The following is an 11,091-nucleotide window of genomic DNA, read 5'->3' on the forward strand; positions in this document are numbered from 1 at the left end:
AGTCTACATACCGTCTCAATATTATTAGGTCTGATATTACCAGACCTAATAATAGAGGGATTTTTAGCTCTTATAGGCGGACTTTTTTTGCCATACTGTCGAGAACTGCATTAACAAGTTTTGGCTCATCACCTTCAAAAAAAGCCTTCGCTATGTCAACATATTCATTCATGACAACCGCAACAGGAACATCTTTACGGTTGATCAACTCCCATAAACCTGCTCGTAAAATTGCTCGCAATATAGAATCAAGACGTGAAAGAGACCACTCAGCAGAAAGCTGTTGATGAAGCAGAGGATCAAGCTGCTTTTGATCTTTTACAACACCCGTTATAATAGCCAAAAACCATTGAAAATCAGCTTCAAGATACTGGTCTCCATCGATATCTTTTCCCAAACGATAAGCTTCATACTCAGCTGCTGTTTCCATCACCCCCGAACCCACGATATCCATTTGATAGAGGGCTTGAACTGCAGCGAGTCTTGCTGCTCCACGTTTATTGGCTGAACGCGGAAAATGTCTGCTTTTTATATCAGCCATATTTAACGATTATCTCCAAATCTCTTTTTTAGAGCGATCATACATAAAGCAGCTTCAGCCGCAAAACCACCTTTATTTTTGTCATCTAGTTTTGCACGCACCCATGCTTGTTCTTCGTTTTCAACAGTCAAAATACCATTTCCAATAGCCAAATGCTGATGAACAGTTAAATCCATCAATGCACGACAAGAATCATTAGCAACAATTTCAAAGTGATATGTTTCGCCCCGAATAACACAACCAAGAGCAACATAACCATCATAAGATATGTTATTTTGTTCAGCAAAAGCTATTGCACTTGGTATTTCTAATGCTCCAGGAACCGTTACAACATCATAACTTGCTTCAGCTTTTTGCAAAGTATTCACTGCACCTCTCAAAAGCGCATCAGAAATCCCCTCATAAAAACGTGCTTCAACAATCAATACGTGAGGCTTTTTACGTATCTCTTTCATCATAATGGAATTCCACAAAAAACGAATCAAAAAAATCAAAGTTATAAAGCATAAAATTCTGAAAACGATCAATAGAGTTTTGGCTTATTCATCTTCTCTTTTTAAAGCAAAAAGTTTCGCAGCATAACGAGCAAGTTGATCAATTTCCAAATTGACCCGATCTCCAATTCTAGCTTGTCCCCACGTTGTCATTTCGAGTGTATGGCGAATAATAAGAACATCAAAAACACAATCCTCAACACCATTAACAGTCAAAGATGTCCCATTAAGTGCAATAGATCCCTTATTGACAATGAAAGGCATAAATTGTCTTGCAACTTTTAAATAAAAACGAATTGCATCCCCTTCATTTTTTTGATCAATGATTTCAGCCAAACCATCAATATGACCAGAAACCAAATGTCCTCCCATTTCATCACCTAATCGAAGCGAACGTTCCAAATTAACAAAAGTTCCTTTTGTCCATTGTGCAAGATTAGTCAAACGCAATGCTTCTTCCCATGCTTCTACAGCAAACCAACCAGCAGTCGCTTGTTGTACCCCCCGCTCTACAATTGTCAGACAAATCCCTGAACACGCAATCGATGCACCAATTTCTAAACTCTGTATGTCATAGCGCGTAGAAATATCTAAACGCAGCCCTTGCTTTAAAGGTTGTACATCTTCAACACAACCGATGTCTGTTATAATCCCTGTGAACATAGTGCTTTACGCCTCCATTTATAAAAACGGTCATTTCCAAACATTCTTGATTCAACCTTATGAAATTGCGAAAGATAATTTCCAAAATGAGGGGCTTCAACACGACCTTCGCCTAAAATAACGGGTGCATAAAAACATATCAAATGATCCACACAACCAGCATTTAAAAACGTTTCCCCTGTTTTTACGCCCCCTTCCAATAAAACACTATTAATCCCATGTTTATAAAGCATCTGTAAAAGAGCAAAGGGTTCTACACAACCATTGTTCATCTCTACCGAATAAACAGACACACCATATTGCTCCAATGCATTTTTTTTGCTTTTCTTTGAAAGATCCACATCACAAATAACCCATGTAGGAATTTTCATGGCTGTTTGGACAACTTTTGCATCAAGTGGGATAGATAAATCTGCATCCAAAATAATACGAATTGGTGAGCGCACCTCCATCCCTGGCAAGCGGCAATTGAGTTGTGGATCATCTGCTAATATAGTGCCAATACCAACGAGGATAGCATTATTTTGGGCACGTAGAATATGCGTATGAGCATGAGAAAGTGTTCCACTAATTTTTACGCTGCCCTTTTCTCTTTTTCCAACACCATTATCAGCAGAAATTGCCATTTTAAAAGTGACCGCACAGCGTTGTATCTTCCTTATGCACCAATGTGTCCATAAAGATTCAAAAGCCTCTTCAGCTAAAATTCCCTCAACCACTTCAATACCCGCTGCTCGCAAAAGAGCAATACCATGACCATCAACACGCTTGTCACAATCAGTCAGCGCAACAACAACTCGAGAAATACCTGAATCAATAAGTGCATTTACACACGGCGAAGTTTTTCCATAATGCGCACAAGGTTCTAAAGTAACATAAGCAGTCGCTCCTTGAGCTAAAGAACCAGCCATATGTAAAGCTTGCACTTCCGCATGAGGACTCCCATGAATAGCTGTTACGCCATAGCCAACAATAAATGCCCCCGCACTATTATCGTTTCGCACAATTAACGTACCAACGGAAGGATTCTCACCTGTAAGACCGACATGACGTTCTGCTAAACGAATAGCTGCAGCCATAAACCGTTCATCTTGCACTTTTTTATTCATCAAAACGAGATTCTGTATCCGCGATACCCTTTGACAATTCATCTATAACATCGTGAAAATCGCTTGCATTACGAAAATCTCGATACACAGAAGCAAAACGAATATAAGCAATATCATCAATTCTTTTCAATGCTTCCATCACAAGATGTCCAATTTTTTCTGAAGCAATCTCTGGTTCTCCCAAACTTTCAAGCTGGCGCACAATGCCAGAAATTGCTCGTTCAATATGATCAGGATCAATATTGCGCTTACGTACAGCTACATCAACTGATCGCATTAACTTATCACGATCGAATGGTTCACATCGTCCACTTTTTTTAGCAACCAAGAGCTCACGCAACTGAACACGTTCAAAAGTTGTAAAACGACCACCACAAACGGAACACACACGACGGCGGCGAATCACTGCCCCCTCTTCTGCTGGACGTGAATCTTTAACCTGTGTATCCTCATATTGGCAGTAAGGACAGCGCATCTTTTGTGTCCTTAACGAGTACTAAGATAAGAGTAAAGAGGAAATTGACTCGTTATATCTTTTACCTTTTTCTCAACAGCCATTTCAACGGCATAATTATCTTCATCACTTTTTGCGCTCCGAAGACCATCAAGAACTTCTGAAACCAGATGACCAACTTGAATAAACTCTTTTTCTAAAAAACCACGTGTTGTGGCAGCAGGTGATCCCAAGCGAATTCCCGATGTTATAGATGGCGTTTCAGGATCAAAAGGAATACCATTTTTATTGCAGGTAATACGAGCGCGCCCCAAAGCCAATTCAGCACGTTTACCTGTTAGATTTTTGGAACGTAAATCAACCAACAACAAATGATTATCTGTACCACCAGAAACAATATTAAAACCATTACTCTGTAATATTTTTGCTAAAGTTTTCGCATTAGCGACCACATTGGCACTGTAACTCTTGAAAGAAGGACGCAAAGCCTCCTCAAACGCAACAGCCTTTGCCGCAATTACATGCATTAAAGGACCACCTTGAAGACCAGGAAAAATTGCAGAATTAATTTTTCTGGATAAAGACTCATCATTTGTCAATATTAAACCACCACGAGGACCTCGAAGCGACTTATGTGTTGTTGTTGTTACAATATGCGCATGTGGAACGGGTGAAGGATGCACGCCACCAGCAACAAGACCGGCAATATGAGACATATCAACGAGTAGATGAGCACCAATCTCATCTGCAATTTCACGGAATCGTTTCCAATCCCATAGCCGTGGATAAGATGAGCCACCCGCTATAATAAGTTTGGGCTTACGTTCTTTTGCAAGCTGCTCAACCTCATCCATATCAATAATCTGATCTTCTTGACGCACACCATAGGAAACAACATCAAACCATTTTCCTGACATATTAACAGATGAACCATGCGTAAGGTGACCACCAGCATTTAAGTCTAATCCCATAAATGTGTCACCAGGCTGAAGTAAAGCTAAAAAGACAGCTTGATTCATTTGACTACCAGAATTAGGCTGTACATTCGCAAAAGCAGCACCAAAAAGCTGTTTTGCCCTTTCAATGGCTAAATCTTCAACGACATCAACAAATTGACACCCGCCATAGTAGCGCTTTCTTGGATAACCTTCTGCATACTTATTAGTTAAAACAGACCCCTGCGCTTCAAGGACCGCCCTTGAAACAATATTCTCTGAAGCAATCAGCTCAATTTCATGTTGTTGACGCTCAAACTCCCCTCTAATTGCATCAAAGATTGCACCATCAACAGTTTGTAAATTATCATTAAAAAAGCGCTTTTCTGCGTCACTTGCTTGCTGAGTCATAAAACACGTTCCTAACATAAAAAAAATAAAGTCACTGAACGATAACACAGCAAACCATGCAAACCAAACATTTTAAACCACTTACACTCAAAAATAATGATGCAAATATTTATCTTACTCTTTGTTATAAAAACAGTGAAAAACTTCCCTCTCAAGAATGATGAAAAATGAGATTACATTTCTTTTTTTACACTCTTATTTGTTTACACCTTTTACAAAAGGTATCTATAATCTAAAGAAATTCAATAATTTAATGATTAAAAATAATTTATAATGTGAAAAGCTGAATATAATAGGCAAAGTTAATACAAGGCAAATAAGAATGCTAACCAAAGTTTTTATTGATGGTGAACATGGCACAACCGGACTACAAATACAAAAACGCTTAGAGAAGCGTACAGATTTAGAACTACTCTCTCTTGCTCATAAAGATCGCCATAATGTTCATCTGCGACAAGACTATCTTAATCAAGCCGATATTGCTATTTTGTGTCTTCCAGATGATGCTGCACGCGAAACAGTTCATTGGCTAAAAAAAAATAAAAACATTAGGATTATTGATAGCTCGACAGCCCACCGTGTTGCACCAGACTGGGTTTACGGTTTTCCTGAAATGACAGCAGGACAAAGAAAGCGCATCCAAGCAGCACATTATGTAACCAATCCCGGGTGCTATCCTACCGGTGCCATTAGTTTGATTCGCCCACTCCGTGAAGCAGGACTGCTAGACGCTTATTATCCCATATCGATTAACGCAATCTCCGGCTATACTGGTGGTGGAAAACAGTTGATTTTACAAATGGAAAATCAATCTCAACAAAACATTCAGGACAATTATTTTATCTATGGTCTTAATCTTGAACACAAACATGTGCCAGAAATTAAAATTTATGGACAAATCAACCAAACCCCAATTTTTATACCAAGTGTTGGTCGTTTTCCCCAAGGGATGATTGTGAATCTTCCTCTGCATCGCCATTTATTCACAAAATCAGCAAACTGTTCTGATTTGCGCGAAATTCTCGCAAACCATTACGATGGACAAAATACCATTTTAGTTGCATCACAAGAAGAAACTGCTTCACTTCAAAGACTTAATCCAGAGTGTTTAGCCAATAAAGATAATATGAAACTGTTCGTATTTGGAAATGATCGTGAAGGTATTTTTAATCTCAGCGCCATATTCGATAATTTAGGAAAAGGCGCATCAGCTGCGGCTATCCAGAACCTCGACTTAATGCTTTCAAGCGACTAAAACTCCCTAAATACAAACTTTTATTCAACAACGCGATATGCCCCTTTCGTTGCTCGCCAGTGCGCAACTGCAAAACACAACACTGCTAGTGCCATACTTTGGTGAATGAGCCCTAAACTTATCGGAACCTCATGTAACAGCGTTAAAATACCCAAGAGTGCTTGGATAATAATCATAACACAGATAAGAAATGCACGACGAGAATGGGTTGAATGTGGAATGTTTTTTTGTACATAGAAAGCATGAATAACTGAGACAATAAATAAAAAATAAGCAAAAAACCGATGAATAAATTGAACCATTAAGGAATTTTCGAATAAATTGAGCCAAACAGGACGAAGCTGCAACAATCCATCAGGAATAATCTGCCCATCCATAAGAGGCCATGTATTATAGACTTTTCCAGCATGAAGCCCCGCAACCAAAGCTCCAAAATAAATCTCTATCAAGACGAGAACAACAAGCCAAGCCGCAAAATATTGCACCTTTTGATTTGCTGGCTTTTCTGAATATTCTGCAAGTCCTCGAGATAAATAAGTAACAAAAACAATAACAAAACATGCCGTTATAAGATGAAATGCCAAACGATATTGGCTCACACTTGTTAAATTGCTTTGCCCAATCCCTGAAGCAACCATCCACCAACCAATAAAGCCTTGAAAGGCGATAAGAATAGGCACGACAATAAGCGGGAGTAAGATATTTTTTTCAACACGCTTAGTCGCCCAAAACCAAATGAGCCCCAATAAAGCAACAAGACCAACAAGACGCCCAAGAACACGATGCGCCCATTCCCACCAAAAAATGACCTTAAAAGCACTTAAGGTCATATCAGGATTAAGCAGCTTATATTGTGCTATCTGTTGATATTTTAAAAATTCCTCTTGCCATTGATCCACACCAATCGGTGGAATAACGCCGTGTATTGGCTTCCATTCCGTTATAGATAATCCTGATCCCGTCAAACGAGTAGCGCCACCTACTAAGACAATTGCTAAACAAAGCAATAAAATAGAGTAAAGCCACACCTGTATTTGTTTTCTATTTTTCTTTTGCACGGGCGTTAAAATGCTATTGTTTAATCTCTTTACTGCCATCTCTGATTGCCCCACGCTTCTCTCCAACTACAATGCATTTTAAAATTTAAACATCAAATCTTTGTGTATTTTAGTATGTACTATAACTTTAGCAAAAAACAAGCGTACTACTATAACATGTGATACATATTTCTTTTTTACGAAGTTTATGATGCAACAACGCGATAAACAGTCTTTGGAAAGCTGCTTACCATCCGCATCATCCATTCTTGTTCATTAAGAACAGTATTACAAATATAATAGTCTGTTAGCTCTGCAAATTGCTCAAATCCATATTTTGGTTCGCTTGCCATCTCAAGGATGATAAAGTCATATTCTTTTTTAAATTCTTGTAATATATGAGAAATGTCATTTGAAAAATCTTGTGCAGAAATAGCACTTGTTAACCCCTGAGGAAGAATATCAACCCCCGTATCATAATCACGGTAAATAACATCATGCAACTGGGCATTGCCCGTTAAAATATCACTCAGTCCGCGATGTGGACCAATGACCTTCTCTATTTGTTGACCAGAAATATCGACCAACAAAATTGTTTTGTTCTCTTTTGTGAGATGAAGTGAAAGCTTTGCCGCTGTCCGTGCAGCCTCTGGTCCAATGATTGAAATAATGGTCGAAGCACGCCATTTCAAAACATCAGATAATCCCTCTATCGTAATAAAAGCTTCAAGATTTTTCATTTCTTGAGAGACTAAAATACTCTCGTTCTTCTTAAGAGCATTTTCTTTTGATCTCAAATCCTCTTCTGAAGGTTGATCTTTTTTGCTTTTAAAGCACGGATAAAATAACAATATTCCTAGTAAAAGAGTAAGGAAGCTAGCCAATGCACTCACAAAAATATTTTTTCCATAAAGAGTCATAAAAGAAATTGGTGCTAACGTTGTTGGCATAACCACGTGGATATTTGTGTTTTGTAAAAGAAGAGGATCATCACTCAATCTCCGATATGAACCAATAATTTTTTCTCTTCGTTGAGCAGAGTTACTCATCGCTTTATTTTGTGCATCGACTGCTGCTTTTATTTTATTTTCAAACTCGTTAAATATTTCATTCAAAGATTGGGATTGATCTTTTACAAAAAAGTTCATTCTTTTTTTGAGCTGTTTTTCTAATTCCGTTGCAATAACCTCATCTGAATGAACTTGATAAACGATTTGTAAAATTTTATTTTTTAATTGATGAGAAACTGTTTCTAATTCCGCAGTCATTGCTTTAATTTGAGGATGTGTCCACCCCAATTGCACCGCCATATGTGCTCTTTGCGTTTCCAAAAGATCACGTTTAGATTCCAGAGCAACAATTGCTGAATTACCTGCAATAAACGATAAAGACAATAAAGACTGTCCCTTTTCACGCATCGTGTTAATCGTTGAATTCAAACTTGTTAAATGAATACGCTTTAAAGTTGCTTCCGTTAATTGCATAGAAAGATCATGAAGCTCTGTTTGTTTTACACCCTGCTGAATAAAAGACTCAACAGATGTACGAAATCCCTGCACGATATTAACGATTGCAGTATTATCATATTGTTTGTCTTCTAATTTATCATTTAACAAGAATTGTTTCTGTTTTATGATTGCTTGTGAAAATGCGGAAAACCAAGTTTCCAACCCACGTTGAGCTGCTTCAAGTGTCTCAGCTTCAAAAGTCAAATCGATAAAATCACCACGACGCGATAAACGGATATTTTCATGATTTTTTTTCTTATTAAAAGCACTTAAAGAAAATTGCGAATCATTGAAGAACATAGGCTGTGAAAACAAAAAGGCGATAACATTGTCTTGCTTTTTGATTGGTAACGGTTTTCCTACAGAATCAGATAATGAAAATATTAAAGTTGCTTGATAACCACGGGGCTGGACAAAATAATACAACCAAATCAAAGATATACATAGCACTTGTAATAGCAAAACAATCAAAATGCTTCGCCATACGGTACGTACGAATAGTCTTTTATTACACTTAAGACTCATCTTTATTTTAACCAGCAAAATACTTCTTCATATTGTTTTATTAAGAGAAAGTAGTAACTATCCTCTTAACTTGCTGTCATATTATTTTCAGATAATAAAAACATAAAATTTAAGCACAAATGTTCAGCAATAGCTTTAAAGAACTTAATTCATATTTTTTTTGATGTTCTCTAATTGTTTTTTTGCTTCAGAAGTAATAACGGCTCTAATGGTAACAGACCCATCATCATGTCCTTCTTGCATTATTTCCGCAGAGTTTTCATAAAACCAATCGATAAGCGACATTTCATGAGGTTTTAAAAGATATTCAATGCTTTGCACCTCTCCAAAAATTCGCTTTTCAATGGCTCTTAATAATTGATCGAGTCCATCCCCCTTAAGCGCTGATACCATGAGAGCAGGATTTAATCGTGTTTTTGCGCTTGTTTGTAAAACATTCAATGCCTGCTCATCCAACATATCAATCTTATTCCAAACTTCTATGATATGCTCCATATCATCAATATCGATATCAAGACTTGAAAGCACTTCTAAAACATCTTGAGCATGTGCACGATGATCAAGATCTGACATATCTCTTACATGAAGAATGAGATCCGCTTCAACCACTTCTTCAAGGGTTGCTCTAAAAGCTGCAATCAAATTTGTTGGCAAGTTAGAAATAAACCCTACAGTATCAGACAAAAGAATAGTTTTTCCATGGGGAAGAACAACTTTGCGCAAAGTCGGATCAAGCGTTGCAAATAACATATTCTTTGCTAAAACATCTGCACCACTTAAACGGTTAAAGAGAGTTGATTTTCCTGTATTCGTATATCCTACCAGTGCCACAACAGGATAAGATGTTTTTTTCCTTTTTGCTCTATGAAGTGCACGTGTTTTAATAACCGTTTCCAATTCGCGTCGAATACGAATAATTTTCTCTTGTAAAAGACGCCTGTCTGCTTCAATTTGCGTTTCACCAGGTCCACCTAAGAAGCCACGCCCCCCCCGTTGCCTTTCCAAGTGCGTCCAACTACGCACAAGTCGTCCTTTTTGATAGGACAAATGCGCTAACTCTACTTGCAAAACTCCTTCTTTTGTTCGTGCACGATCCCCAAAAATTTCAAGAATCAAAGCCGTTCTATCGATAACTTTGCAATTCCATAATTTTTCTAAATTACGCTGCTGTACTGGTGTTAAAAAGTGATCTACAATCGCAAGCTCAATAGAATATTCATCTATGTAACAGGTTAACGCATCTACTTTACCTTTTCCAAAGAGAGTTGCAGAGCGAGGCGTTGCAATATTAATCGTTTCATAATTAACAACTTCTAACCGTATAGCACGCGCTAAGCCTAATGACTCTTTAACACGAGAAGATATAGAACACTCTCTCAAAGAGCTTTCACTTCTATTTTCTTGAAAAATTGGTATCAAAACAAGTGCGCGCACCTGTCCTGTATTCTGCGAAAATATCCCTCCTAATCTCTCATTTTCATTTATCATAGCAATCTAAGTACTTTTAAAATGGGATAAGAGATCTATCTTAAAATGACATGTTTACTCAGGACTTTCACCCTCAAACATCTGCACAGGCTGTCCAGGCATAATCGTAGAAATAGCATGCTTATAAACCAATTGCGCGTGTCCATCTCGGCGTAAAAGAACACAAAAATTATCAAATGAAGTTACAATACCTGTGAGTTTAACGCCATTGACAAGAAAAATTGTAAGGGAAATTTTTTGCTTACGCACCGTATTTAAAAACACATCTTGCAGGTGTTGTGATCGCTCTGCCATTATTCTTACACCTTCATCTCGATTGCATAAAATATTCGTGCATGCATATCGACTGAAAAATATCCAATTGTCAACGTAGAAGCTTCAAAATTTAGCAACAAACAACTGAAATTAGAGAAAAAACGGCTCTTTAAGGCAATAATAAAGCGCAACTTACGAAAAGCTATATTAAATTAAAAATTTTTCCACGTTTACTCTTTTATAATCTTACAATTCAAAGGCATACTTTATACATCCTAAGCTATTACAGACTATATGTGATGATGAATCGCTTCATTTAGAATCAATAAAAGTAAACGGACAACAATATTTATTAACGATCATCGGTATTAATAGAGAGGTATTCGCCACCCTACTGTATATATAACCGCTATTAA

11 protein-coding genes are annotated in these 11,091 nt (G+C 37.5%); 1 reads left to right on the forward strand and 10 read right to left on the reverse strand.

Going from position 1 to position 11,091, the window contains the following annotated elements; all coding sequences use genetic code 11:
* Positions 1 to 70: 70 nt before the first annotated feature.
* From nusB to glyA, 6 genes are all read right to left on the reverse strand, one after another.
* The gene (gene nusB, locus ACFIJ8_RS03355) at positions 71 to 541 is read right to left on the reverse strand and encodes a transcription antitermination factor NusB (protein WP_015856452.1); all 471 of its coding nucleotides are present in this window, start codon (positions 539 to 541) and stop codon (positions 71 to 73) included.
* Between the two features lie 2 nt (positions 542 to 543).
* Entirely contained in the window at positions 544 to 999 is a 456-nt protein-coding gene (locus ACFIJ8_RS03360) for a 6,7-dimethyl-8-ribityllumazine synthase (RefSeq protein WP_015856453.1), read from the reverse strand.
* 81 nt (positions 1,000 to 1,080) lie between these two features.
* Positions 1,081 to 1,698, reverse strand: coding sequence for a riboflavin synthase (locus ACFIJ8_RS03365; protein WP_273788157.1), 618 nt, complete (start codon positions 1,696 to 1,698; stop codon positions 1,081 to 1,083).
* Positions 1,680 to 2,807, reverse strand: coding sequence for a bifunctional diaminohydroxyphosphoribosylaminopyrimidine deaminase/5-amino-6-(5-phosphoribosylamino)uracil reductase RibD (gene ribD / locus ACFIJ8_RS03370; RefSeq protein ID WP_273788158.1), 1,128 nt, complete (start codon positions 2,805 to 2,807; stop codon positions 1,680 to 1,682). Before ribD ends, ACFIJ8_RS03365 begins: the two co-directional genes overlap by 19 nt.
* Positions 2,800 to 3,282, reverse strand: coding sequence for a transcriptional regulator NrdR (nrdR, locus tag ACFIJ8_RS03375; RefSeq protein WP_015856456.1), 483 nt, complete (start codon positions 3,280 to 3,282; stop codon positions 2,800 to 2,802). The genes ribD and nrdR overlap by 8 nt, the downstream gene beginning before the upstream one ends.
* An 11-nt stretch (positions 3,283 to 3,293) precedes the next feature.
* On the reverse strand, positions 3,294 to 4,607 hold the full coding sequence (gene glyA / locus ACFIJ8_RS03380; protein ID WP_015856457.1) for a serine hydroxymethyltransferase: 1,314 nt from the start codon (positions 4,605 to 4,607) through the stop codon (positions 3,294 to 3,296).
* Positions 4,608 to 4,929: 322 nt separating this feature from the next.
* On the opposite strand from glyA, the gene argC reads away from it, so the two are divergent.
* Entirely contained in the window at positions 4,930 to 5,862 is a 933-nt protein-coding gene (gene argC, locus ACFIJ8_RS03385; protein WP_375639002.1) for an N-acetyl-gamma-glutamyl-phosphate reductase, read from the forward strand.
* Between the two features lie 20 nt (positions 5,863 to 5,882).
* On the opposite strand, the gene ACFIJ8_RS03390 is transcribed toward argC, so the two are convergent.
* The 4 genes from ACFIJ8_RS03390 to hfq all read right to left on the reverse strand — a co-directional run bounded on the left by ACFIJ8_RS03390 (position 5,883) and on the right by hfq (position 10,714).
* The gene (locus tag ACFIJ8_RS03390) at positions 5,883 to 6,959 is read right to left on the reverse strand and encodes a COX15/CtaA family protein (RefSeq protein WP_273788213.1); all 1,077 of its coding nucleotides are present in this window, start codon (positions 6,957 to 6,959) and stop codon (positions 5,883 to 5,885) included.
* Between the two features lie 146 nt (positions 6,960 to 7,105).
* On the reverse strand, positions 7,106 to 8,932 hold the full coding sequence (locus tag ACFIJ8_RS03395) for a hypothetical protein (protein ID WP_375639003.1): 1,827 nt from the start codon (positions 8,930 to 8,932) through the stop codon (positions 7,106 to 7,108).
* A 144-nt stretch (positions 8,933 to 9,076) separates the two neighbouring features.
* A complete protein-coding gene (gene hflX / locus ACFIJ8_RS03400; protein WP_015856461.1) occupies positions 9,077 to 10,420 on the reverse strand; it encodes a GTPase HflX in 1,344 nt (447 codons plus the stop codon).
* Between the two features lie 54 nt (positions 10,421 to 10,474).
* Positions 10,475 to 10,714, reverse strand: a complete 240-nt coding sequence (gene hfq / locus ACFIJ8_RS03405) for an RNA chaperone Hfq (protein WP_005773461.1) — start codon at positions 10,712 to 10,714, stop codon at positions 10,475 to 10,477.
* Positions 10,715 to 11,091: the final 377 nt, after the last annotated feature.

The sequence above is a fragment of the Bartonella sp. MF74HXZ genome, assembly GCF_042194445.1.
GTDB lineage: Bacteria > Pseudomonadota > Alphaproteobacteria > Rhizobiales > Rhizobiaceae > Bartonella > Bartonella grahamii.

Coding starts and splice junctions, on each gene's coding strand:
- nusB (WP_015856452.1), bottom strand. CDS start 541: ATGGCTGATATAAAAAGCAGACATTTTCCGCGTTCAGCCAATAAACGT.
- ACFIJ8_RS03360 (WP_015856453.1), bottom strand. CDS start 999: ATGATGAAAGAGATACGTAAAAAGCCTCACGTATTGATTGTTGAAGCA.
- ACFIJ8_RS03365 (WP_273788157.1), bottom strand. CDS start 1,698: ATGTTCACAGGGATTATAACAGACATCGGTTGTGTTGAAGATGTACAA.
- ribD (WP_273788158.1), bottom strand. CDS start 2,807: ATGAATAAAAAAGTGCAAGATGAACGGTTTATGGCTGCAGCTATTCGT.
- nrdR (WP_015856456.1), bottom strand. CDS start 3,282: ATGCGCTGTCCTTACTGCCAATATGAGGATACACAGGTTAAAGATTCA.
- glyA (WP_015856457.1), bottom strand. CDS start 4,607: ATGACTCAGCAAGCAAGTGACGCAGAAAAGCGCTTTTTTAATGATAAT.
- argC (WP_375639002.1), top strand. CDS start 4,930: ATGCTAACCAAAGTTTTTATTGATGGTGAACATGGCACAACCGGACTA.
- ACFIJ8_RS03390 (WP_273788213.1), bottom strand. CDS start 6,959: ATGGCAGTAAAGAGATTAAACAATAGCATTTTAACGCCCGTGCAAAAG.
- ACFIJ8_RS03395 (WP_375639003.1), bottom strand. CDS start 8,932: ATGAGTCTTAAGTGTAATAAAAGACTATTCGTACGTACCGTATGGCGA.
- hflX (WP_015856461.1), bottom strand. CDS start 10,420: ATGATAAATGAAAATGAGAGATTAGGAGGGATATTTTCGCAGAATACA.
- hfq (WP_005773461.1), bottom strand. CDS start 10,714: ATGGCAGAGCGATCACAACACCTGCAAGATGTGTTTTTAAATACGGTG.